This window comes from Kribbella sp. CA-253562, assembly GCF_050942265.1.
GTDB lineage: Bacteria > Actinomycetota > Actinomycetes > Propionibacteriales > Kribbellaceae > Kribbella.
In genome coordinates this window covers 879,450-901,703 of record NZ_CP192049.1, presented here as the reverse complement: position 1 = coordinate 901,703, position 22,254 = coordinate 879,450, and the positions used below count along the sequence as shown (strand labels likewise).

Below are 22,254 nucleotides of genomic sequence, written 5' to 3'. Positions count from 1 at the left end.
CTTGGGAGTTGACCGTGGCTGACCGCTCACAGCATCTGATCGGGTTGTTGCTCGGCGCCGAGGAGGACTGGCCGCAGGCGTTCGAGGCGTTGCTGCGCCGGGTCGGGCCGGTCTCCTCCGGCGGCCGGACCCACGAGTTCGGCACCGAGCGGCTGACCATCGAGCCGTTCGACCTCAATGACCCGGTCCGGGTCGGCCTGGTGATCGACCGGCTGGCGTACTGGTACTACCACCCGCGGGAGTGGCTGAAGAAGGCCGCGCTGATGAACGGCACGTACCTGCTGAACTCGCCGTTCACGTTCCAGTCGATGGAGAAGCACTCGGCGTACTGCGCGATGCTGCGGCTCGGGCTGAAGATCCCGCGGACCGTGCTGGTGCCGTACAAGAACCCGGTCGACAACGTGCGCTGGGCCTACACGTCGGCGCGCTACAACAAGCCGTTCGACCTGGACGCGATCGCCGACGACCTCGGCTACCCGATGTACATGAAGCCGTTCGACGGCGGCGGCTGGCGCGGGGTGTCGCGGATCAACAACCGCGAGGACCTGCACGCGGCCTACGACGAGTCCGGCGAGATGCTGATGCACCTGCAGGCCACAGTCGAGTACGACAAGTTCGCCCGGGCGCTGTCGATCGGCGCCGAGACGATGGTGATGGACTTCCAGCCCGACGAGCCGATGCACAACCGGTACGCCGTCTCGCACGACTTCCTCAGCCCGTCGGCCGGCCACCAGGCGGTCGCGATCAGCCGGATCGTGAACGCCTTCTTCGGCTGGGAGTTCAACTCCTGCGAGATGCTGGTCAAGGGCGATTCGGTGCACCCGATCGACTACGCCAACGCCTGCCCCGACGTGGCGATCACCTCGCTGCACTACTACTTCCCGTGGGCGATCGGCGCGCTGGTGAAGTGGTCGGTCTACTCGCTGGCCACCGGCCGGCGGACCAAGGTCGACCTGCACACCGAGCGCTACTTCGCGATCGCCGACGACGATTCGCTCGACTACGACGCCAAGATCAACGCCTATCTGGCGCTGGCCGACGAGTACTTCGAGACCGCGAAGTACCACGAGTGGTGCGCCGAGAACCTGCCGCACTTCGACGAGCAACTCGTCGAGTGGGCCTCCAGCCCCGACTTCGACCGCATCCTCACCGAGACGGTCGCGGCCACCTATCCTGCCCACGAGCAAGAGAAGTTCCTGGCCCACTTCCGCGGCCTGACCGGCCTGTGGGTCAGCGACCAGTCGCGGTGATCAGGCGGGCCGCCGGTTGGTGGGTCCATTCGCCTTCCGGCGCCCGCTCCAGGAAGCGGCGGCGGATCTCGTCGACGAAGGCGTCGCCGCGGGCGATCGCGGTCGCCCGCATCGGCCCGGACCGCGAGTACCCGTCGAAGAACGTCGCGGCGTCCGGGTAGCGGATCGGGAACACCACCCGCTCGTCGCGGTCCAGCGCGTCGCCCAGCACCTCGGCGAAGTCGGGATCGGGGTCGGGCGCGGCGGGATTCAGCAACTCCCTCATCAGGGCGAAAGGTCCGTCCTGCTCGACGACCGAGGGCCAGAAGACGACCGACAACCGGCCGCCCGGGCGCAGTACGTCGTACCAGGAGCTGATCGCTTGCACCGGCTCGGGCAGTTGCTGCAGCCCGAAGACCGACACGACCGCGGCGCACTCCCCCCGCCATTTGGCGTCGAGCACTGCTGCGTCACCCACGATCGCGCGGGCTTGCTCGCGGCCGCCGATTCGCTCGTGCGCGAGCTCGACCATGCCCGGTGACAGGTCGACGCCAACGATCTCGCGGCCGGGAAAGCGCTCCAGCAGCAGGTCGAGCTCCGGAAAGGTGCCGCAGCAGGGCACGAGGATCGGGCCGGTCGGCAGGTCGTCGACGGCCGCGACGGCCGCCTCCACCCACGGCCGGAACCGCGGGACCCAGAACTTCTCGTAGCCCGCGGCCGCGTCGTCCCAGCCTCGGGCCAGTTGCTCGTTCACAGCACCTCCGCAAGTCCGGCGATGAGGTCTCACCGCTCCACAGCGACCAGGATCGCAAGCAAAGCGGCCACTCGGGCCGGGGGTACGGCGAAGACGCCGCGGCTGGGTGTGTGCAGCCAGCCCTCGGCCGTCAGTTGGCGCAGATGGTGGTAGATCTGCCCGCTCGTGCCGAGGCCCTCGACCTCGCTGAGCGCGTTGACCGTCGTTCGTCCGCGCAGGATCTCGCGGAGCAACGTGAGCCGGACCGGATGCCCGAGCGCGGCCAGCGCCGAGGCGTGCGAGGTCCAGTCGGTGTCGAGGATCGCGTCGGCCGGGTCGGTGTCGGCTGGATCGGTGTCGGGTCGGTCCGGGTCGGCCGCCGGCGCCTGCCGTTGCCGTGGATCGAGCCGGGCGGACTCCAGCGCGGCGACCCGCCGCTCCAGCTCCGCGAGCCGGTTATCCACAGCTTCTTCCACACTGTGGATAGTACGTAGCTACGTAGCTTCCACAAAGCGTCAGCGTGTCTAGAGTGTTCGGATGCGTGACGACGAGGTGCCGGGCTGGTGGCAGCGACTGGGACTCGACGGCCTGGTGGACGTGCACGTGCACTTCCTGCCCGATCAGGTGATGAACGCGGTCTGGGCCTACTTCGACCAGGCCGAGCAGCACTACGGCGTCGCCTGGCCGGTCCAGTACCGGACTCCGGCCGCCGAACGGGTCCAGACCCTGCAAGCACTGGGCGTACGCCGGTACTCCGCGCTGGTCTACCCGCACAAGCCCGGCATGGCGGCCTGGCTGAACAGCTGGGCGCGGGACTTCGCTACCGCGACTCCCGGCTGCGTGCCGAGCGGGACGTTCTACCCCGAGCCCGGCGCCGCGCAGTACGTGAAGGAAGCGCTGGAGCTCGGCACGCGGATCTTCAAGGTCCACGTCCAGGTCGGTGACTACGACCCGCGCGACCAGGAGCTCGACGCGGTCTGGGGCGCACTGGCCGAGGCCGGCGTACCGGTGGTGGTGCACTGCGGATCCGGGCCCATCCCCGGGCGCCACACCGGGCCTGGCCCGTTCGGCGACGTACTTCGCAAGCACCCGAGGCTCACGGCCGTCATCGCGCACCTGGGCATGCCGGAGTACGCCGAACACCTGGCGCTCGCGGAGACCTATCCCAACGTGCACCTGGACACGACGATGGCACTGACGCCGTTCACCGAGTCACTGGCGCCGTACCCGCGTGAGCTGCGGCCGCGGATGGCCGCCCTGCAGGACAAGGTCGTGCTCGGCTCGGACTTCCCCAACATCCCGTACGAGTACGCCGTCCAGCTGGAAGCCCTGGAGCGCTTGGACCTGGGCGACGACTGGCTGCGCGCGGTCTGCTGGGAGAACGGTCTACGGCTCCTCGACGGGTAACTGCGAGGCGAACCAGGCCAGCGTGAGCCCAGTGAGCAGGGCGTCGCGGTCGATCTCCAGGCTGACCAGCTGCGCGTTCCAGGCGAGCAGTGCGGTGCTCAGCACCAGCGCGGAGATCTGCTGACCCTGGTGGAACGCCGTGAGGTTCTCGTTGAACCAGCGGACTTCCGCCAGCTCCGCGGCATCCAGCCCGCGCTGCTGCGCCACCGCCTCCGACACCGCCGTGTACGCCGGGGTGGCGCCGAGCCCCTCCCGGTCGTCGCCGACCTGGTAGTCCTCGTAGCCCAAGCGGCGCATCAGCTCGTCCCAGCCCGCTGCCGCGCGGCTGCTCGGCGAACCACCCGCCGGGCCGGTCAGTGCGGTCCAGGCGATCGACGGGATGACCAGGTGATGAGTACCGGCGGCCTGCAAGGGCAGGGCGGCGTCCAGCACGTCCATCACTCCGCTCGGCCAGGCATGCGTGAGCAAAGCGGGCCGAGCCGCCGGATTCGGGGACCGGAGGTGCAGGAAGTGGACGAACTGCCCGCCGATCTCGGTGCCGTAGTGGTGGTAGGCGCTCAGCCGGGCTTCGTGCACGCGCCAGTCGTAGCCGTCGAGCCAGTAGTCGAGCAGCTCGTCGGCGTACGCGGCCGGCACCACCCGGTCCAGGCCCGCGGCGATGTAGCCGCCTCCGTCGCGGAACGCGCGGAGCCGGTCGTACAGCGCGTCGAGGTCGGCCTGCGGCACCCGCAGCCGCAACTCCCGGACCTCGGCGGTGCGCTCAGTTCCCACCCATCGACCTCTCCCTCTCCCCGCTTCCACAGCCCTGTTCACCAGCATGACGCCCCGGGCCGACGGTTTGTTGGGCCGGATCTGTTCTTGCCTCTTCTGACAAAGAACGATCCGGCGCCGAAAGGGTTGCACGCTCCGGCTGACAGGTTGCTGACACCGCTTGCTGGCGCAAACCGTTGACAACGTTGCCCCGGCTGTGCGCCAGGCCGGTGATCAGCTGGTGACCGAGCCGTTGCCGCGCCTATTCCATCGTTGTAAAGTCGGCCGGGACCTGATCGGCACACCCCACGGGAGCCCTTCGATGCCCAGCAGTCTGCCCCGCCCCGAGCACCCCCGGCCGCAGTTCGTCCGCCCCCACTGGCTCAACCTGAACGGCGAGTGGCAGTTCGAGGCGGACAAGTCCGACTCCGGACTGGAGCGCGGCCTGCGCGACCGCGAGCTCGAGCGCCGGATCATCGTTCCGTTCGCGCCGGAGTCCCAGCTGTCCGGGATCGAGGACGTGGACTTCCAGGAAGCGGTTTGGTACCGGACGACCGTGACGATTCCGGCCGACTGGACCGGACTCGACGCGGTCCTGCACTTCCAGGCCGTCGACCACGACGCCACCGTCTGGGTGAACGGCGTCGAGGTGGTCCGGCACCGCGGCGGCTTCACGCCGTTCAGCGCCAACCTGGCCGGCGTCGCCGGACCGGGTGAGGAGGCACTGATCGTGGTCCGCGCCCGCGACAGCCGGTACGGCTCGCAGGCGCGCGGCAAGCAGAGCACGCTGTACTTCAACCGGGACTGCCACTACACCCGGACCACCGGCATCTGGCAGACCGTCTGGCTGGAGGCCGTGCCGTCGGTCCACCTCGGACGGCCGCGGATCACCCCGGACGTCGCCGGCTCGGCATTCCACCTGGCCGTCCCGGTCTCGGCGAACAAGCCCGGCTGGAAGGTCCGCGCCGTGCTGTCCGACGGCGACGGCGAGGTCGTCACCGCGGAGGTGCGCGCCGATCTGGACCTGGCGCCGCGCCTGGTGCTCGCCGTACCGGCTGATCGGGTCCGGCTGTGGGACACGACCGACCCGCACCTGTACGACGTCCGGCTGGAGCTGGTCGACGCCGACGGCGCCGTGGTCGACCAGGCCGCCAGCTACGCCGGTCTGCGGTCGGTGTCGATCAACGGCAAGGCCGTGCTGATCAACGGCAAGCACGTCTTCCAGCGGCTCGTGCTGGATCAGGGCTACTGGCCGGAGAGCCTGATGACGGCCCCGTCGGAGGAGGCGCTGGTCGCGGACATCGAGCTGAGCCTGGCGGCCGGCTTCAACGGTGCCCGGCTGCACCAGAAGGTGTTCGAGGAGCGGTTCCTCTACCACGCGGACCGGATGGGCTACCTGGTCTGGGGCGAGTTCGGGGACTGGGGTGCGGGGGTCGCCGACAGCACTCAGATGGACAACCAGCAGCCGACGGCGTCGTTCGTGACGCAGTGGCTGGAGGCGGTCGAGCGCGACTACAGCCACCCGTCGATCATCGGCTGGTGCCCGCTGAACGAGACCCACCAGCTGCTGCACGACCGGATCACCCAGCTGGACGACGTGACCCGGGCGATGTTCCTGGCCACCAAGGCGGCCGACACCAGCCGGCCGGTGCTGGACGCCTCCGGCTACTCCCACCGGGTGCCGGAGACGGACATCTGGGACTCGCACAACTACGAGCAGGACCCGGTCGAGTTCGGCAAGCAGATGGCCGGGCTGGCCGACAACACGCCGTACGGGAACACCGGCGGAGCCGACGACCGGCCGATCTCCCAGCCGTACAACGGGCAGCCGTACTTCTGCAGCGAGTTCGGCGGGATCTGGTGGAACCCGGACGCGATCCAGCTCGCCGGCGACAACCGGGCCGAGTCCTGGGGCTACGGCCAGCGGGTCCGGGACGAGGCGGAGTTCTACGAGCGCTTCACCGGGCTGGTCGACGTACTGCTGGACGACCCGCTGATGTTCGGCTACTGCTACACGCAGCTGACCGACGTCTTCCAGGAGGAGAACGGCATCTACCGCTTCGACCGCTCGACCAAGCTGGACGTCGAGCGGATCCGCAAGGCGCAGGTCCGGCCGGCGGCGTACGAGCAGCAGGACTAGCAGGTCGTCTGGGCCCCGCAGAACGCCTGCGGGGCCTGGATCCTCACAGCGTGCCGGTCGCCCACTGCAGCCCAAGGCTTCCCAGCGCGACGCAGACCCACAGGATGGCCCCGAGCAGGAGCGGCCGCAGACCGGCCTTGCGCAGCTCGCCGACTCGCAGAGACAGGCCGATCGCCACCAGGGCGCTCGTGATCAGGAAGGTCCCCACCAGCGCCAGGTCCGCCTGACGCTCGTCCGGCACCAGTCCGGCAGTCCGCAGCCCGGCCGCGGCAAGAAAGCCGACCAGGAACAACGGCAGCATCCGGCGCCAAGGGAGCTTGCGGCGTACGGCGAGCTCGCGCGGGGCGGCGAGCTTCGCAGCGGCGAAGCGGCTCGCGTCGGGGGCGGCGAGCTTCGCGGCGGCGAAGCCGCTCGCGTCCGGGGCGGCGGCCTCTCCCCCTACCCCCTCCACCCCGCGCTCATCGCGGCGGGACTTGAGGATCACCAAACCGATCACGATCGGCACCAGCATCAGCGACCGGGTCAGCTTGACGACCAGCGCATGGTCACCCGCCTGCTGGCTGTACGCGTAGCCGGCGGCAACCACCGACGACGTGTCGTTGACCGCCGTACCGGCCCACAGCCCGAACGCCTCGGGGCCCAGCCCCATCAGATGCCCGAGCGGCGGAAAAGCCAGCACCGCGACCACGTTGAACGTGAAGATCGTCGCCAGCGCGTAGGCGACCGACGACTTCTTCGCCTCGATCGCCGCCGTCGTCGCCGCGATCGCTGACGCGCCGCAGATCGCCGTACCGACCCCGATCAGGATCTGGGTGTCACCACGCACCCCGAGCAACCGCCCGAACAGCCACGCTCCCCCGAGCGCGATCGCCAGCGTCCCGAGCATCACCGGCAGCGACCCGACACCGACCTTTGCCACCTGCTGCAGCGACAGCCCGGTCCCCAGGACGACGATCGACACCTGCAGCAGGAACTTCGACGCGAACTCGTACCCGGGCCGCGACCAGTCGCCCCGCAGCACCGGCACCACCGAGCCGACCACAACCCCCAGCACCAGCCCGAACACCGGCCCACCCACCACTGGAACCAGCCGGCCGAGCGGCACAGCGGCCATCGCCAGGGCGAGCACCACCAGCAGCCCCGGCAACCGCTCGACGAAAGCAGGTTTCGCCGCCGTCGGCGACGACGCCGGTGACCTAACCTCGACCTGCACGCCGGAACCCCTCGCTCTTAAATGTACGCACATTTAAGCTAAGAGATGACCGGACATTTGGCAAGCCGTCACCGCGACGGCTCGACAGGCTCGACGACACGACAGACTCGACGGCTCGACAGGAAGGCGCCGATGACCGAGCGCAGGCTCCAGCGCGGCGGCGGCCGCCCGCTGTGGAAGCAGCTCCAGGAGGAGCTGGTCCGCCGGCTGCGCGCCGGGGAGTTCGACGACGTCTTCCCCGGCGAGCTCGCGCTGGTGGAGGACTACCAGGTCAGCCGCCACACCGTCCGCCAGGCGCTCAGCCAGCTCCGCGCCGACGGCCTGATCGTGGCCGAGCGCGGCCGCCAGCCGCGCGTCGCGACCGCCCCGGAGATCCGCCAGCCGATGGGCGCGCTCTACAGCTTGTTCTCCTCGGTCGAGGCGTCCGGCCTGACCCAGCACAGCGTCGTCCGCGCGCTCGACATCCGCGCCGACGGCGTGATCGCCAGCCGGCTCGACCTGGAAGCATCGATCCCGCTCGTCTATCTCGAACGCGTCCGCTTCGCCGGTGACGAACCACTCGCCCTCGACCGCGTCTGGCTTCCCGCCGCCGTCGCCGAGAGCCTGCTCGACGCCGACTTCAGCCACACCAGCCTGTACGCCGAACTGGCGGCGCGCACCGGCCTCCGGCTCGACCACGGCCGCGAGGACATCCGCGCCGTCAACCCCACCCCGGCCGAACGGGCCCTCCTGCACTGCCCCGCCGGAGCCGCGGTCTTCTCCATCAACCGCCTCGCCCACGCCCAGGGCCGCCCGCTCGAGTGGCGGCACACCGTCGTCCGGGGCGACCGGTTCGCGCTGGCCGCCGAGTTCTCGGCCCACCAGGGCTACCGGCTCACCTCGGCGACCGGCACCACCCTGGCCTGACCGGTTCACGCCGGGCGCGTTGGCCGCTGGGACGCGCCCGACGTGAAGCTTCTACACGGTGATCGACCGCAGGTGGTCGACGGTCCGGAACCCGGTGCCTGCGGCAACTACTGACGCCCGCAGCTTCGCCAGCCCGCCCCAGTCGACCGCCGGCTCGTCGAGCGGTTCGTCGAAGTCGTCCCAGTGCGTCGCGATCACCAGCGGCACCGGCTTCAGCGTGGCCAGCAGGCGATCGGTCACGCCAGGCTCCCCACCGGGAGCGGCCAGCACGACGTCCACCTGCAGGTCCTTCATCGCCACCGGATCGAACCCGGCCGTACTCAGGCTGAGGATCCGCAGGCCACCGATCGTGATCACGTACGCGAGCGTGCCGCCCTCGACCAGATCGGCGATCGTCCGCGGCTTCGCGGGTACGGCGCCCGGCCGCGTCCCCGGGAACGCGAACTGATGTCGCGCCCCACCACACGAGTGCAGCGACCGGAACACTTCGATCGTGAACCCGCTGAATGGCAGGTACTCGCCCCCGACCACCTGGGACAGCTGGTCTTCCGGCGCCCGCAACGCGCGCAGCAGGTTGAGATGCGTCTCGTTGCCGAACACGGTCGCCTTCGTCTTGCGGGCGACGTACGGGACGTCGGGCAGGTGGTCGTAGTGCCCGTGGTGCACGAGGATCGCGTCGGCCTTGGTCACGTACTTGTCGATCACGCTCGGCTTGCTGACGATCCGCGTCGACGCGTCGGCACCCTCCGGCGCGTACGTCCCGGTGCGGAACCGGGTCAGCCACGGATCGGTGAGCACCACCGACTCCCCACACCGGATCTGCCACGCGTGGTTGCCCCACCAGGTCAGTTCCACCGGCTGCCGTTCGGCCGCCGGCTCGTCCGCCGTTGCCGCCCGTAGCCCGGCCGCGCTGCCGGCAACACCCACTGCCGCGACCGCGGCGCCTCTGAGCACGCCCCTCCGGCTCACTGTCATCCCCAGATCTCCTCACCTCGACTGCCCTCAGTCAAAGCGCGATGCCGCAGCGATGTCGAATATGCTCTTACACATGATCCGATTGCCTGCTCATATCACCCCAGGTCAGCCGGGTCATGCTCACTGAACGACACCTGCAAATCTTTGTGGCGCTCGCCGACGAGCAGCACTTCGGCGACGCCGCCCGCGTCATCGGCATCACCCAGCCACCGCTCTCCCAGGGCCTGCGCCGCTTGGAGGCGCTGGTCGGCGCCAAGCTCTTCGAACGCGGCCCCGGCCGAGTGCAGCTCACCCCTGCCGGCGCGGCCCTGCTCCCGTACGCCCGACGCGCTCTGGGCTCGTTGGAGGAGTTCCATCACGCTGCCGGCGCCCAGGACCCCGAGGGCCCCGAGCTACGTCTCGGCCTCACTCCAGAGGTCCCACCCGCTCTTGGCGCCGCGGTGGCCGCCGCACTGCCGAGTGGCCGAGTCACAGTCGTCACTGCTCCGACCAGCCAGCTCCTGCCCCAGCTGACTTCGACGCGTTTGCACCTGGCCGTCGTACTCCACCCGGCTGTGCTGGACGGGCTCGAGGCCGGCCCGATCACTCTCCTGCCGACCGAAGCCCTCGTACCGACCACGCTGCACCCGGACGACGGCGTACCGCTGAAGCTGCGCGACCTGGACGCGCTGCCGATCGCCGTACGTCCTCGAGCGGAAGCACCGGCCGCCAGGGACCTTGTCCTGGACACGCTGGATCTGCACCGGCCCACCGGCGGCACTGTCGTCGTCACTGACGAGCGGGCCGCCTTGGCCATGGCCGCGGCGGGCCAGGCCATCGTGGTGACACCCGACCCGTCGCTCCACGCGGCAGGCCTCGGCCGCCACCCGATCGTCGACGACCCGCTCCCGGTCCGGCTCCGCCTCGTCTGGCCCGCCGCCCGTACGCCGTCCGCCCTGCTGCCCGACGCCCTGCAGCGGATCACCCGAGCCCTGACGGAGTCGAGCTCGTGAACGCCCAGCTCCGCGCCATCTTCGACGACGCCGGCGCCCGCGGCTGGCTGCACGCGACCTCGCTCGACCGCCCCGACGAGGCGATCGCCCTCGACGCCGGCCACGTCGTACCGATGGCGTCGGTCTACAAACTCCCGCTGGTGATCGCGTTCGCCGAGCTGGTCGACCGTGGCGAGCTGGATCCGCGAGAGCCGATCACGCTCCAACCGTCGGAGCGCACGCCGGGCCCGACCGGCCTCTCGATCTTCCTCGACCCGGTCACGATGTCCCTGCGCGACCTCGCCGCGTCGACGATGACCCTGTCCGACAACGCCGCCGCCGACGCGCTGCTGGAACTCGTCGGGCTGAACCGCGTTGCGGACTTCCTCCAGCGCCAAGGCCTGACCGGCACCCGGATCCGGCGCGGCACGGCCGACAACCTGCGCGAGCTGGTACGCCGTACGCGCGCTGACGACGCCGACGCCGCGCTCGCCGTACTGGCGGACAACGACACCACCGACCCGTCCGGCGTCTACGAAGCCGCCAACGCGTCGGCGACTACCGCGCGGGACATGACGACGCTGCTGCGCGCGCTCTGGTCCGGAGAGCTGCTGTCCCCGGACCAGACCGCCTTCGTGCAACGGTTGATGTCCCTCCAGGTCTTCACTCAACGGATCGCGTCGGCGTTTCCGCACGATGCCGTCCGGGTCTACGGCAAGACGGGGACCTTCGGCGCACTGCGCCACGAGGTCGGCGTCGTCGAGCTGCCCGGCGGCCCGACCGTCGCGGTCGCGGTGCTCACGCGCGCCGCGCGCGCCGACCGACGACTGCCGCGGGTCGACGCGGCGATCGGCCAGGCCACCCGGTACGCCGTCGACCGCCTGCGCTGACCGGGTCTCAGTCGGTCACCACGGCGTACGCCTCGACCTCGAGCAGCAGCTCGGGACGGAACAGCCCGACCACCTGCACCGCCGTACTGGCTGGTGGGTTCGCGGTGTCGACGTGCTCGTCCCGGGCCACCCGGACGGCGGGCAGGATCGCCAGGTCGGTGACGTAGAAGTTGAGCTTGACCACGTCGGCGAAGCTCGCGCCGGCCGCGGCCAGGCAGGCGTCCAGGTTCGCGAACACCTGCCGGGCCTGCGCGGCAGGATCTCCGGCGCCGACGACCTCTCCCGCGGCGTCGAGCGCGACCTGCCCCGCGATCGCGACCCACCGTCCGGTGCCGGTCACGACATGGCTGTACCCGTTGCCTGCGGCAACGCCGCGCGGTGTCGGGTAGGAAAGCTGACTCACAAGACCTCCTGAGAACTGACCGGCCTCCATCCTGACCTGCGGCAAGCCATCGGGCCAGCGCATACTTCGCACGCCCGGCATGCGCCCTCGGTATACCTTGACGCCATGGAACTGACCCCGCTCCGCGCCTTCCGCGAGGTCTGCCGGCTCGGCTCGATCAGCGCCGCGGCCGATCAGCTCGGTTACACCCAGTCGGCCGTCTCGCGGCAGCTCGCCACCCTGGAGACCCAGCTCGGCCGGACGCTGCTCACCCGGCACGCCCGGGGCGTCCGGCCGACCGAGGCGGGCGAGGTCCTGCTCACCCACGCGGCGGGCATCCTCGCGCAGGTCGACCGGGCCACCGCCGACGTCGCCGCGGCGGAGAGCCGGCCCGGCCCACTGCGCGTCGGCGCCTTTCCCACCGCCAGCGCACAGTTGTTGCCCAAGGCACTCAAAAACTTCCACCGGGTCCGGCCCGACGCCCGGATCACCTTCACCGAAGGCGTCACTCCGACTCTCGTCCCGCAACTGGTCGACAGCACGATCGACCTCGCCGTGATCACCGACTACCCGCCCGGCCTGCCCGCGGCCGACGGCCTCGACCTGATCCACCTGCTCGACGACCGGCTGCATGTCGCGCTGCCGACCGGCCACCGGCTCGTCGACCGGGACGTGATCGATCTGGCCGAGCTCGCGAAGGACAGCTGGGTCGAGGACTATCCCGGCGCGGCCGCCGTTCTGACCAGCGTCTGCGCCCGCGCCGGGTTCGCGCCGCGGCTGGAGATCATCTGCGGGACCTGGCTCGGCAAACAGGCGTTCGTCGCCGCCGGGTACGGCGTGACGCTGGTCCCGGGCCTCGTCGTACCGGCGCTGCGATCGGATCTCGTCGTCCGCCCGCTGACCGATCCGCCCACCCGCACGGTGTACGTCGCCACGCGGGCCGGGGACGAGCCGTGCGGCGCCGTCGACGGCTTCGTCGAGGCCCTCCGCGCCGGCCTTTGACTTCAAGTGCACTCGAACTGCTGAGATGTCGGCCATGACGAACGACTGGGGCATCGAGCGGCTCGATCTGGCCGCGTACCTGAACCGCGTCGGCCGGACCGGCGCGCAACTCGACGTTTCGGCCAAGACGCTGCAGGACCTGCACGCGGCGCACGTCCGGGCCATCCCGTTCGAGAACGTCGACGTCGTGCTGGGCACCCATGCGGGCCTGGAGCTCGACGTCGTCCAGGCCAAGCTGGTCGGCCGGCAACGCGGAGGCTACTGCTACGAGCACGCGCTGCTGTTCGCCGCCGTACTGGACACGCTGGGCTTCGAGGTCGAGCGCCGGGTCGCCCGAGTCCAGCCGCACCTGTCCGGGCCGCGGACCCACATGAACCTGCTGGTCCGGGTGGACGGGGAGGAGTGGCTGGCCGACGTCGGCTTCGGCGCCGGCATCCTGCACCCGATGCCGCTCGAGGACGGTGCGGTCGTCGACCAGGGCGGCTGGGAGCACCGGCTGACGCAGGACGGCCGGACCTGGACGCTGTCCAAGCGGACTCCGGACGGCTGGGTCCCGCAGCACGCGATGACCGACGAACCGCAACGCCTGATCGACTACGAGGTCTACCACCACTACGTCGCGACCCACCCGCATTCGCCGTTCTCGCGCAAGCTCGTGGTGATGCGCCTCGCCGACGGCGTCAGCCGCCGCCTGGTCGGCACCGAACTCACCACCGAGTACGCCGACGGCCGGACCGAGCACCGCACGCTCGCGGCCGACGAGCTCGGCGAGGCGCTGGCCGCGCTCGACGTCGTCCTCAACGACGAGGAGCTGGACCGGCTACAGCTGCGGCGCTAGGCGTCCGGGAAACTTCGGTCCCGGCCGAACCGAGCGCGAGGCACGATGGGTGGGTGACAACGACCGAAGGGCAAGAGCTCGCCACCTGGGCCCGCATGCTCGCCGACGGCACCCGCGCCACCGTCTGCCTCGCACTCCTGGACGGCCGCGCGTGGACCGCGACGGAACTCGCCGCGCTGGCCGGTGTCTCCCGCCCGACGATCAGCGAGCACCTGAACCTGCTGGTCCAGGGTGGACTGCTGACCGAGGTCCGCCAGGGCCGCCACCGGTACGTCGAACTGGCCGGACCGGAGACCGCGCAACTGCTGGAGGGACTGGCCGCGCTGACTCCCCGGCGTACGGAGATCGCGAACAGCCTCAAGGCCGCCAGCCGCCGCGACGCCTTCGCGCGGGCCCGCACCTGCTACGACCACCTGGCCGGACGGCTCGGTGTCGCGGTCGTCGACACGATGACCGAGCGCGGACTGCTCGACTGGTCCGACGGGCTCGCGCTGACTTCCGACGGGACGCGCTGGCTGGAGGATCTCGGGGTCGTGGTCAAGACCGGGCGCGGCCGGCCGCTCGTACGGCCGTGTCTTGACGTGACCGAACGCCGCCCTCACCTGGCCGGCGCGGTCGGCTCGGCGTTGTGCCGGCACGCGCTGGAGCAGGGCTGGGTCCGGCGGATCCCCGGCGGCCGCGCGCTGAAGGCGACGGAATCGCTGACCGCGCTCGGCCTGCCGGCCGGCGTGGTCCAGGAGCTGGCATCCAATCGGTGAGATTGGTGCCCAGGAACACGCACTCGGCGCGCACATGTCGGCGGGAGCGCCTAGCCTTCGGCCATGACTGGAATCGAGCCCGACACCGAGCTGGTGTCCCGCCTCCCTCTGCCCAGCCATGTCGTCGTCGAGGTGAACGGCGCCTGGCGCCGCGCTTGGCTGATCGGCCGGGAGCACGAGGACGCGGGATGGACCGGCATGGTGCAGTACGAGGGCGACGACGGCGTCGAGCGGACCGAACGGCTTCCGGCCGACCGGATCGCGGCGCCGGAGCCGGACCGACCGACTGAGCAAGCGTCGTAGGAGGAACGACCACAACGAGGCCCCCGGGGAGACTTCCTCGGGGGCCGAGTTGTGTAACGGTGTGTTTCGGGGCGCCTCGCGCGAAAGCGGATCCCGCCCCAGGCCCTTCGGGCGGTTGACCTGGGGCGAGATCCAGCGTTACACCCTCTGTATCGCCTGCGCCACGGCCGGTGTTACACGCGTCAGCGACTTTTTCTGCGCCGGCAGCTTCTCAGGACAGCTTGCGGGTCGCGATCAGCCGCTGGGCGACGTCGCGCAGCTTGACGTTGTTGTCCTGCGAGTACCGGCGCAGAACGGCGAACGCCTGCTCGTCGGTCAGGTCGAAGCGTTCCATCAGGATGCCTTGCGCCTGACCGATCAGCTTGCGGGCGTCGATCGCCTGCCACAGCGTCGACTCGCTGCGCGCGTTGGAGACCGCGACCGCCGCGTGGTCGGCGAACACCTGCGCGATCACGTCGTCGTTCGGGTCGAAGCGGTCGGTCTCCCGGTCGTACAGGTTCAGGACGCCGACCGTCGTGGTCGGCGTCCGGAGCCGGACGCTGAGCACGCTGCGCAGTCCGACGTCGGCGATCCCGTCCGCCCAGCGCGGCCAGCGCGGATCCTCGGGCACGCGTCCGCTGACCACGCTCTTCTCGACCTGGACGACGCTGAAGCTCGGGCCCTCGCCGGTCTCGATCTGGACCCGGTCGGCCTCCTCGACCAGCGCGTCGGTCGCGGTCGCCGACTCCAGCCGGCCGCCGCGGTGCACCAGCAGCAGACTGGCGTGACTGGTACCGATCCGGGGCAGCACGAACTCCAGGAACCGCTCGGCTGTTTGTTCCACATCGGGCTGCTCGTGCAGGACCTGGGCCATCCGGGCCAGCTCCTGGGCGAACTCGTCGTTCACCGCGCCCCCGCGCCCAAAGGCAGGGAGTCTGATCTCACCGGCTGCGTCCTCAGAGGTCGAAAGTCACTGCGGGCGGCATGCTGCGCCACCGGCTGACTTCCCAACCGCGATGAACTTTAACACCGACCGGACGTGCTTCCACGCCTCCCACCCGGCAGCAGGCGACCCCGGTGCGTCGGGTCTGAACACCGGGGCCTGGAACGACCTGCCTCTCGAGCGACCGGCCCTTCCTGGTCCTCAGGTGCCCCTTCCAACACCCCCCATGCGCCGGTGGACGGCCCGACTGTTCACACCGGGTTCTCAGAACTGCACGGCGAGCAGGATTCGGCCGGTCTCGGAGCTGCGGATGTCGAGCGCGCGGATCTCGCTGCGGTGCAGCTTCGTGGTCGCGGCCGGGCGGACCGTCGTACCGGGTGACGCGGTCCAGCTGGCGATCAGCGTCGACTTACCGGACCGGTCGGTGACGAAAAGCTCGTAGCCGCGGGCGCGTTCGCTCGGGGTCGCCAGGTCGTCGTACCGGCAGCTGATCTCGATCGTCGTCCCCCACCGCTCCTCGACCAGCCGGGCGTCGGCGCTCAGCTTGCTGGCGACGGTCTGAGCCAGTACGACGTAGTCCCCCTCCGGCTCCTCGCGGGCCAACGGGACCGCCACCACCGCGCCGATCGCCGCCGCCGTGGCCGCTGTCGCCGCAACGATCCCGGCGAGCCGGAACCGCTGCCTGCGCCGATCACGCTCAACGGCCTTGACCAGGCCGGGCAGCAGATTCGGCGGGCTGGGGTCGAGCGTGGCCAGCGCGCGATCCTTCGGCAGCATCCACAACGCCTCGGGAACGCCCTCCAGCGCCGCCACCTCGGCCGAGCATTCCTTGCACGTGCGCAGGTGGTCCTCGTACGCACGCCGCTCCTCGGCGGACAACGCGCCCAGCAGGTAGGCCGCGTCCCACTCCCGGTACGGGTCGCTCATCCCTGCGTCACCCCCCTCTCCTGCAGCGCGAGCTTCAACGCCCGCATCCCGTAGTGCAGCCGCGACTTCACCGTGCCCGGCGGAATCCCGAGCTCCTTGGCGATGTCGGTGACCGTCCGCCGGCCGTAGTACGCCCGGACGATCACCTGCCGGTGGTCCTCCGACAACTGCGCCAACGAGTCCGCCACCAGCCACGCGTCCAGTACGGCGTTCGCATGATCAGCACTCGGCCGCTCCGGCAGATCGTCACTGGCCACCTCCCGGTTGACCCGAGCACTCCGCCGATCGTCGATCACCAGATTCCGCGCCACCGTGAACAACCAGGCCCGCGCCCCCGCCTCGTCCTCACTCAAGATCTGCGGCCGCCGCCAGGCCCGCAACAACGTCTCCTGCACCACGTCCTCGGCCAACCGGTCGTCCCCCGTCAACCGCACCACGAACCGCCACAAGGAGGAAGCATGCACATCATGCAACTCCCGCAAAAGCGCCGCCCGATCCTCACCCATCGGCACTCCCGCTCCCGTAGCCCCTCACACCCCACCCACCCCCAACCCTACTGACTCCCACCCCACCCCGTCCCCATACCAGTTGGCCACCCACCCCCCACACCTGCCACACTGTTCCCCACGCCAGGGCCTCTAGCTCAACTGGCAGAGCAGCGGACTTTTAATCCGCGGGTTGTGGGTTCGAGTCCCACGGGGCCTACCGAAAGCCGCAGGTCAGGTGCCTAATGGCGCGCCTGGGGCCGGTCCCCCGGGTCACGTTCTACTCAGTCAATTGGCTGAGTCGGCGCCGGAGCACCGAGTGGTCGACCGCTGGTAGGGGCCTGAGATGTGCAGGCCGCAGCTTCCGGCCGGACCGCTCGACGCTGCGCGACGGATCACGCAATCTTCGGCCCCGCCGGGCGTTGATCGGGACTGGCGCAACGTCCGGTACCGAGCCGAGAGTACCGACGCGGAGGGCAAGGTCGTCAGCTGGCGTGCGACCGCGAAGTTCCGTACCACGACGGCCGCGTCGCTGAGGTGACGGCGTTCGCCAAGACCAGGGCGGGCATCGCCCGCTGATCAAGCTGCGGGACCGAGCGAAGACCACGCAGACCGGCGAGCTGACCTCTACGCACAAGATCAACGAACTCATCGACCTGTGGATCGAGGAACGTGTCGCCGACAGACGGCGATCGCCCTCGTCACTGACGACGTACCGCTCAGCCATCAAGAACCACGCATGGCCTACTCTCGGGTGAGCTCCAGATCGGTGAGGCGACCAAGCCGCGCATCGACAGGGTGATCGGCGAGATCAAGCGCCGCCCGGCCGGCGCGGCCGTTCACTTGTGAAGGACGGGACAGGGCCTGGACCGGAACTCGCCCGGGCACCGTGACGGACTCGGTTGAGCTGCCGCGTGACCACGAGGTCGTCCGCCGCGCCGGAGGAGTGCGACGGACGACAACGCGAGTGCGTTAGCTGTGGGCTGATGAAGGGCAGCTGCAGGTGCTCGGGTGGTCTTCGAGGACCTGGGCGGCGGCTTGGCGGATCGTGAAGTCATCGTCGTTGCCGAGGTCGTAGGCCATTGTGATGGCGGCCGCTTGGCATTGAGCAGTGTGCTGTGCCAGGTCGTATTCGAGTTCGAGCTCAACCATGTGGGCGGTGGCTTCACCGAGATCGATTTCAAGGTCTTCGGTCGCGAGGATGGCGCCGCTCGACACGAGGGCTTCGATTGCTTCGGCGACGCCCGGCGGGCTGGTGATCTCATAGTGCGTGGCCGAGGGAGACTCGTGCATCCTGACGATGTCCTCGGCAATGTGTTGGAAGCATCCCTGCTTGGTTTCGCCGTCGCAGATGAGTTGTGCGCGTTCCGGAGCGGGCGAGCAAGGAGTCGGTCGACAGTGGCCGATGTAGCAACGACGCCGACGTGCGGCGCAGACACACGTTACGAGGGCGTCAGTTGCGACAAGGACGTCGGAAGGTTCGCCGCCGACTTCGCGCAGCCACTCACCGACTTGAAAGGCTCGGTCGAACTCCTCCCACCCGACTACGCCCAGTTCGGTCCACCGGGCTACATCGCGGACCGCGGCCAGGGCGAGATTCAGTGCGCGCACCGTCTCGTATGCATCCGCGTCATCGGCTGGCAGCATCTGCTCCAGCCGGCGCACGATCTCCCGTGCTTGAGACGCAGCCTCACGATGAGTGGGATCGGCATACCGCTGCATCTCGCGGGCGGCGCGGGTGTAATTGAGACCGGTGATCTGCATGTACGCGCGGACCTCGCGTTGGAGCTTGTCGGCCATGACACATCCTCTGCGACAGAGCACGCCCATGTCGTTGCTCCGCCGACGGTGTCAAAGGCTGGTCTTCGCTACGGCAGATCAACAGGTCCCACGTGAAGCGAAGCTTCTTGTCCTCGTCGCCGCAGTGACATGGGCACTGAGGCTCGGAGCCGGGCAGCGGGGCCACCTGAGTTCAGGATAACTGCGCTCGCCGCACCACGCGATGCGATCCGCCGGTGCGCGCGTCGACATCGAGGCTCCCCAAGCCGGACCGCTGGTTAGCTGCTGCGCTCCTCGATCGCGGTACGCTCCGCCGCGATGGTGTCGGCGAAGCGGGCGCGAAGTTCGGAAACTGAAGCGTGGTCGTCGGCGGCGAGGATCTGGAGAGCTTGGGTGAGCCCGAGGATCACCTTGCTACGCGCACTAGACATCGTCGCCTGGCGCGCTGGCGGTGACGGTTCCGTTCTGCCGTCGCTGACTCGTCGGCTCCGACGCCATCTGTCGAATAGAGGGCAGCCATCGGCCGTGGTGCGAAGTATGTTGGTGAGGATTTGAGCCGCCAGGTATCGATTCGATCGAGGAGCACCATTGGAGACTAGGGTCCGGACCCCGCACGATGTGTTCTTCGCCCCGCAGCGACTTCTCGTTCCGCTGTTCCAACGGCCGTATGTGTGGTCGAAGGAAGGCCAGTGGCAGATGCTCTGGGACGATATCCGCAGACAGGCCGACCGTATGGTTGCTACGGGCCTTCCTCCGACCCCCCACTTCTTGGGCGCAGTCGTCATCCAAACCCAGCCGGTGACGATCGGCAATCTGCCGCAGTGGACCATCATCGACGGCCAGCAACGTCTGACGACCCTTCAGTTGGCCTACGACGCCGCTCACCAGGTGCTGACACTGGCCGGCGACGTGATCCCCGCCAAGCAGGTTGAGGATCTGGTCGTAAACCCGGCTCACTTCTGCAAGTCTCAACAAGACCGCTTCAAAGTCTGGCCCACCAACCGTGACCGTCCCGCCTTCAACGAGGTGATGGCAGCTGGGCTACCGGTCGATTACGCCCAGCTCACCAACCGGGCAAGCCGCATGGTCAGCTGCCACCAGTTCTTCGCTGCGGAGATGAACTCGTGGCTGGAGGGTGGATCCGAGCCGAACCGCGGCGAAGTTCTCGCCCACATCCTGCTGACCGCACTTCAGTTGGTGGTGATCCAACTGGAGGCTACAGAGGACTCCCAGGAAATCTTCGAGACGCTCAACGCACGAGGTACCCCCCTCACCGCCGCCGATCTGATCAAGAACTTTGTGTTCCAGCGTCTGGCTCTTGAGGATTCAGCGGCCGAAGTGGCGTACCAACGCTACTGGCACCTTTTCGAAACCGCGTTCTGGGAGAGGGAGGTAGGCACCGGACGCAATGCGATCGCGCGGAGCTCCCTGTTCTTGAACCAATGGCTGGTCGCGCAGACGAGCCGAGAAATCGGTGCGCGTGAGGTGTTCGCCACCTTCAAGGCGTTGAGTGAGCACGGCGAGCTTCCCGCGATGAACGAGCTGTTGCCGTTGATCCACGACTCGGCGGTTCGCTACCAGGGATGGAGCCAAGCCGCAGCGCTGAAGGACGGTGCACTCGATCGGCTTCAACTCTTCGTCTACCGGACAGGTGCACTCGATTCCGAGATCACGAAGTCAGTGCTGCTCTGGCTGACCGACTCAGCCCGAGAGCCTATCCCGCAAAGCAAAATCGACGCTGTCCTCGCGTGCCTGGAGAGCTGGCTCGTACGACGGGCGCTGCTTCGGCTCTCAACGCAAAGCTTGGGCACCGCCGTCGCCCAGATGCTCGACGAGCTCAACGCACACCCACGGACTGATTGCGTCGACGTGGTAACTCGCTTCCTCCGCGAGCTCGATGCACCCGGAACCTACTGGCCTGGCGACGAAGAACTGCGGCGTGCTCTTGAGACTATGCCCGTGTACAAGCGAATGCGTCGCGGCCGCCTGAGGATGATTCTCGAGGCCATCGAGGACCACATGCGTGGATACGACTCCGGCAAGCCCAGCCTCACCGGTCAACGCGTTGCCCGGGACACCCATCACATCGAGCATCTTCTCCCGCAACAGTGGGAGAGTAATTGGAGCGTCGGCACTGATCTGGCGGCCCGCACTGCTCGCGCCGCCTCGGTCCACCTGATCGGGAACCTGACTCTGCTCACAAGCCAGCTCAACAGCAAGGTGTCCAATGGACCGTGGCTGGGCGCAACAGGCAAGCTCAGCCACCTCAGAGCGCACGATGTGATGCTGATGAATCAGTCGGTGAAGGCACTCGACGAACCTTGGGACGAGTCGCGTATCGCAGTCCGTACTCGCGAGATGGCCGATGCCATCCTGGCCGTCTGGCCGGTTCCGGCCGGACATGTCGGCGCGCCGCCGTTGGGCGCAGATCGAGGGGCGAGCTCCGTCACCGTGACCGTGGCCGATCTTCTGCGGGAGGGGTTGCTCGAGGCAGGCCAGGAGCTGCGAGCTCGGCAGGGCAAGTTTGCCGATGGTCGAGCCACGGTGCTTCAGGATGGAAGCCTTCAGGTTGGCGAGCGAGTCTTCGAAACACCTTCCGGTGCAGGACGATCGGTCCGCAGACGAGCCACGAACGGCTGGCACTTCTGGGCGACCGTGGACGGCACCCGGCTTACTGAGCTTCGCGAACGATATGCCGCAGATCTACAGGTTGAGGAGGTCGAAGTCGACGATGTCGACGACGACGCTGACGCTGACGCTGACGAGACCGACTGATCGTGCCGGTGGTCATAGCTCAAGCGCAGCCCTGTAACGGCCAATCCACTACCGCTGCGCTTTACACCCGGTGACAAGCCGTCGGCCGAGGTGGCCGAACCGCTCGACACGGCGAACTGTCGTCCGTCGTGCTGGTTGTTAGTCTCATTGACTGCGTCTCGCTCAATGCTGAGACAGCTAACGACGTAGCCTGCCAAGCGGCGCGGTTCGGTCCCGGTGGCTGAATTCGGCATCGCCGACGATCGGCATGAACGGGTGCCCGAGGGCGACTGTTGTCGAACATCCGTGAAGGCGGCGAGTACGGCGTACTTCTACAGGAGCTCGAGGACGCAAGCGCGATGACGCCGTCCGAGGTACTTGCCCGTGTTGGCAACTCGAGGACCGCGATCTCGTGTGGACAGAGTACGAGGAGCCGGACGCGTACGGGATCAACGGGCAGTTCGTCGTTGCTTCTACGCGTCGGCGCCCGCTGTATCCAGGCTGGGAGACTCTGAGCAGCTACTGCGATACCAATGGGATCGACCTGCGGAGCATCGTGGAAGACCTCCGCTTCGACCTCCTCGATGACCGCCAGGCGTGGTCTGGTGGCAATCGTCAAGGCTGCTTGCTCGGGATGTCACATCGCTGCGTTCGCAGATGGCGCTGTCCGCGCTCCGGACCTGTTGCGCCTGCTGACGCCATCGCTCCACCACACCGTTTCGCTTGCTGCCGCAAGTCCGCGGTCGGCGAGTATGTTCGCAGATGACCGATGGGGTCCAGACATCTCGAGCTTTCCGTGTTTACTCAACAGAATCAACGGAAGACGTTGGCTGAGCGCCAGCACCGATGAGACGTCTGGCGCTATGAATTCGCAGGTCTCGGATAGGTTT

Annotated in this window: 22 protein-coding genes and 1 tRNA gene; 12 read left to right on the top strand and 11 right to left on the bottom strand. The window is 68.7% G+C overall.

All coding sequences use genetic code 11. The annotated features are described in order from the left end of the window. Positions 1-14: 14 nt before the first annotated feature. A complete protein-coding gene (locus tag ACQPXM_RS04335) occupies positions 15-1,250 on the top strand; it encodes a hypothetical protein (protein ID WP_432944981.1) in 1,236 nt (411 codons plus the stop codon). Here the strand turns inward: ACQPXM_RS04335 and ACQPXM_RS04330 are convergent. Then, positions 1,231-1,983 carry a class I SAM-dependent methyltransferase gene (locus ACQPXM_RS04330; protein WP_432944979.1) on the bottom strand — a complete coding sequence of 251 codons (753 nt, stop codon included), beginning with the start codon at positions 1,981-1,983 and terminating at the stop codon, positions 1,231-1,233. The two genes, ACQPXM_RS04335 and ACQPXM_RS04330, sit on opposite strands and share 20 nt — an antisense overlap. Before the next feature lie 29 nt (positions 1,984-2,012). Continuing rightward, positions 2,013-2,438, bottom strand: coding sequence for an ArsR/SmtB family transcription factor (locus ACQPXM_RS04325; RefSeq protein WP_432944977.1), 426 nt, complete (start codon positions 2,436-2,438; stop codon positions 2,013-2,015). A 61-nt stretch (positions 2,439-2,499) separates the two neighbouring features. On the opposite strand from ACQPXM_RS04325, the gene ACQPXM_RS04320 reads away from it, so the two are divergent. Further along, the gene (locus ACQPXM_RS04320; protein WP_432944975.1) at positions 2,500-3,369 is read left to right on the top strand and encodes an amidohydrolase family protein; all 870 of its coding nucleotides are present in this window, start codon (positions 2,500-2,502) and stop codon (positions 3,367-3,369) included. On the opposite strand, the gene ACQPXM_RS04315 is transcribed toward ACQPXM_RS04320, so the two are convergent. Then, positions 3,349-4,140, bottom strand: coding sequence for an epoxide hydrolase N-terminal domain-containing protein (locus ACQPXM_RS04315; protein WP_432944973.1), 792 nt, complete (start codon positions 4,138-4,140; stop codon positions 3,349-3,351). The two genes, ACQPXM_RS04320 and ACQPXM_RS04315, sit on opposite strands and share 21 nt — an antisense overlap. Before the next feature lie 301 nt (positions 4,141-4,441). On the opposite strand from ACQPXM_RS04315, the gene ACQPXM_RS04310 reads away from it, so the two are divergent. After that, positions 4,442-6,259 carry a glycoside hydrolase family 2 protein gene (locus ACQPXM_RS04310; protein ID WP_432944971.1) on the top strand — a complete coding sequence of 606 codons (1,818 nt, stop codon included), beginning with the start codon at positions 4,442-4,444 and terminating at the stop codon, positions 6,257-6,259. Positions 6,260-6,302: 43 nt separating this feature from the next. On the opposite strand, the gene ACQPXM_RS04305 is transcribed toward ACQPXM_RS04310, so the two are convergent. Further along, positions 6,303-7,472: a YeiH family protein gene (locus ACQPXM_RS04305; RefSeq protein ID WP_432944969.1), complete on the bottom strand. Its 1,170-nt coding sequence runs from the start codon at positions 7,470-7,472 to the stop codon at positions 6,303-6,305. A 132-nt stretch (positions 7,473-7,604) separates the two neighbouring features. On the opposite strand from ACQPXM_RS04305, the gene ACQPXM_RS04300 reads away from it, so the two are divergent. Beyond that, a complete protein-coding gene (locus ACQPXM_RS04300; protein ID WP_432944967.1) occupies positions 7,605-8,378 on the top strand; it encodes a GntR family transcriptional regulator in 774 nt (257 codons plus the stop codon). A 51-nt stretch (positions 8,379-8,429) separates the two neighbouring features. On the opposite strand, the gene ACQPXM_RS04295 is transcribed toward ACQPXM_RS04300, so the two are convergent. After that, positions 8,430-9,353: an MBL fold metallo-hydrolase gene (locus tag ACQPXM_RS04295; RefSeq protein ID WP_432944965.1), complete on the bottom strand. Its 924-nt coding sequence runs from the start codon at positions 9,351-9,353 to the stop codon at positions 8,430-8,432. 116 nt (positions 9,354-9,469) lie between these two features. Between ACQPXM_RS04295 and ACQPXM_RS04290 the strand changes: the two genes are divergently transcribed. Together ACQPXM_RS04290 and ACQPXM_RS04285 are read left to right on the top strand one after the other, a co-directional pair. Further along, complete coding sequence (locus tag ACQPXM_RS04290) at positions 9,470-10,345, top strand: LysR family transcriptional regulator (RefSeq protein WP_432944963.1); 876 nt, start codon at positions 9,470-9,472, stop codon at positions 10,343-10,345. Next, entirely contained in the window at positions 10,342-11,214 is an 873-nt protein-coding gene (locus ACQPXM_RS04285) for a serine hydrolase (protein ID WP_432944961.1), read from the top strand. Before ACQPXM_RS04290 ends, ACQPXM_RS04285 begins: the two co-directional genes overlap by 4 nt. A gap of 7 nt (positions 11,215-11,221) precedes the next feature. Here ACQPXM_RS04285 and ACQPXM_RS04280 read toward each other — a convergent pair whose 3' ends face one another. Then, entirely contained in the window at positions 11,222-11,617 is a 396-nt protein-coding gene (locus ACQPXM_RS04280) for a RidA family protein (protein WP_432944959.1), read from the bottom strand. A gap of 105 nt (positions 11,618-11,722) precedes the next feature. Here ACQPXM_RS04280 and ACQPXM_RS04275 point away from each other — a divergent pair, with 105 nt between their 5' ends. From ACQPXM_RS04275 to ACQPXM_RS04260, 4 genes are all read left to right on the top strand, one after another. Continuing rightward, a complete protein-coding gene (locus ACQPXM_RS04275; RefSeq protein ID WP_432944957.1) occupies positions 11,723-12,598 on the top strand; it encodes a LysR family transcriptional regulator in 876 nt (291 codons plus the stop codon). A gap of 34 nt (positions 12,599-12,632) precedes the next feature. Next, complete coding sequence (locus ACQPXM_RS04270; protein ID WP_432944955.1) at positions 12,633-13,436, top strand: arylamine N-acetyltransferase family protein; 804 nt, start codon at positions 12,633-12,635, stop codon at positions 13,434-13,436. Between the two features lie 53 nt (positions 13,437-13,489). Next, positions 13,490-14,194 carry an ArsR/SmtB family transcription factor gene (locus ACQPXM_RS04265; protein ID WP_432944953.1) on the top strand — a complete coding sequence of 235 codons (705 nt, stop codon included), beginning with the start codon at positions 13,490-13,492 and terminating at the stop codon, positions 14,192-14,194. Positions 14,195-14,257: 63 nt separating this feature from the next. After that, positions 14,258-14,497: a hypothetical protein gene (locus ACQPXM_RS04260; protein WP_432944951.1), complete on the top strand. Its 240-nt coding sequence runs from the start codon at positions 14,258-14,260 to the stop codon at positions 14,495-14,497. A 211-nt stretch (positions 14,498-14,708) separates the two neighbouring features. Here the strand turns inward: ACQPXM_RS04260 and ACQPXM_RS04255 are convergent, their stop codons facing one another. The 3 genes from ACQPXM_RS04255 to ACQPXM_RS04245 all read right to left on the bottom strand — a co-directional run bounded on the left by ACQPXM_RS04255 (position 14,709) and on the right by ACQPXM_RS04245 (position 16,852). Beyond that, complete coding sequence (locus ACQPXM_RS04255) at positions 14,709-15,383, bottom strand: ANTAR domain-containing protein (protein WP_432944949.1); 675 nt, start codon at positions 15,381-15,383, stop codon at positions 14,709-14,711. 300 nt (positions 15,384-15,683) lie between these two features. Then, positions 15,684-16,346, bottom strand: coding sequence for an anti-sigma factor family protein (locus ACQPXM_RS04250; protein ID WP_432944947.1), 663 nt, complete (start codon positions 16,344-16,346; stop codon positions 15,684-15,686). Beyond that, positions 16,343-16,852, bottom strand: a complete 510-nt coding sequence (locus ACQPXM_RS04245) for a sigma-70 family RNA polymerase sigma factor (protein ID WP_432944945.1) — start codon at positions 16,850-16,852, stop codon at positions 16,343-16,345. The genes ACQPXM_RS04250 and ACQPXM_RS04245 overlap by 4 nt, the downstream gene beginning before the upstream one ends. Before the next feature lie 126 nt (positions 16,853-16,978). Here ACQPXM_RS04245 and ACQPXM_RS04240 point away from each other — a divergent pair. After that, positions 16,979-17,051 (top strand) — tRNA-Lys (locus tag ACQPXM_RS04240). Positions 17,052-17,803: 752 nt separating this feature from the next. Here the strand turns inward: ACQPXM_RS04240 and ACQPXM_RS04235 are convergent. Both ACQPXM_RS04235 and ACQPXM_RS04230 read right to left on the bottom strand, forming a co-directional pair. After that, on the bottom strand, positions 17,804-18,631 hold the full coding sequence (locus ACQPXM_RS04235; protein WP_432944943.1) for a hypothetical protein: 828 nt from the start codon (positions 18,629-18,631) through the stop codon (positions 17,804-17,806). A gap of 257 nt (positions 18,632-18,888) precedes the next feature. Next, positions 18,889-19,041, bottom strand: coding sequence for a hypothetical protein (locus ACQPXM_RS04230; protein WP_432944941.1), 153 nt, complete (start codon positions 19,039-19,041; stop codon positions 18,889-18,891). 157 nt (positions 19,042-19,198) lie between these two features. On the opposite strand from ACQPXM_RS04230, the gene ACQPXM_RS04225 reads away from it, so the two are divergent. Next, positions 19,199-21,385, top strand: coding sequence for a GmrSD restriction endonuclease domain-containing protein (locus ACQPXM_RS04225; protein WP_432944939.1), 2,187 nt, complete (start codon positions 19,199-19,201; stop codon positions 21,383-21,385). The last annotated feature ends 869 nt before the right edge of the window (positions 21,386-22,254 follow it).

What these genes read in the sequence shown, in the direction of transcription:
- ACQPXM_RS04320 (WP_432944975.1), top strand. Translation starts at nt 2,500, where the DNA reads ATGCGTGACGACGAGGTGCCGGGCTGGTGGCAGCGACTGGGACTCGAC.
- ACQPXM_RS04310 (WP_432944971.1), top strand. Translation starts at nt 4,442, where the DNA reads ATGCCCAGCAGTCTGCCCCGCCCCGAGCACCCCCGGCCGCAGTTCGTC.
- ACQPXM_RS04300 (WP_432944967.1), top strand. Translation starts at nt 7,605, where the DNA reads ATGACCGAGCGCAGGCTCCAGCGCGGCGGCGGCCGCCCGCTGTGGAAG.
- ACQPXM_RS04295 (WP_432944965.1), bottom strand. Translation starts at nt 9,353, where the DNA reads ATGACAGTGAGCCGGAGGGGCGTGCTCAGAGGCGCCGCGGTCGCGGCA.
- ACQPXM_RS04290 (WP_432944963.1), top strand. Translation starts at nt 9,470, where the DNA reads ATGCTCACTGAACGACACCTGCAAATCTTTGTGGCGCTCGCCGACGAG.
- ACQPXM_RS04275 (WP_432944957.1), top strand. Translation starts at nt 11,723, where the DNA reads ATGGAACTGACCCCGCTCCGCGCCTTCCGCGAGGTCTGCCGGCTCGGC.
- ACQPXM_RS04270 (WP_432944955.1), top strand. Translation starts at nt 12,633, where the DNA reads ATGACGAACGACTGGGGCATCGAGCGGCTCGATCTGGCCGCGTACCTG.
- ACQPXM_RS04260 (WP_432944951.1), top strand. Translation starts at nt 14,258, where the DNA reads ATGACTGGAATCGAGCCCGACACCGAGCTGGTGTCCCGCCTCCCTCTG.
- ACQPXM_RS04250 (WP_432944947.1), bottom strand. Translation starts at nt 16,346, where the DNA reads ATGAGCGACCCGTACCGGGAGTGGGACGCGGCCTACCTGCTGGGCGCG.
- ACQPXM_RS04245 (WP_432944945.1), bottom strand. Translation starts at nt 16,852, where the DNA reads ATGGGTGAGGATCGGGCGGCGCTTTTGCGGGAGTTGCATGATGTGCAT.
- ACQPXM_RS04235 (WP_432944943.1), bottom strand. Translation starts at nt 18,631, where the DNA reads ATGGCCGACAAGCTCCAACGCGAGGTCCGCGCGTACATGCAGATCACC.
- ACQPXM_RS04230 (WP_432944941.1), bottom strand. Translation starts at nt 19,041, where the DNA reads ATGTCTAGTGCGCGTAGCAAGGTGATCCTCGGGCTCACCCAAGCTCTC.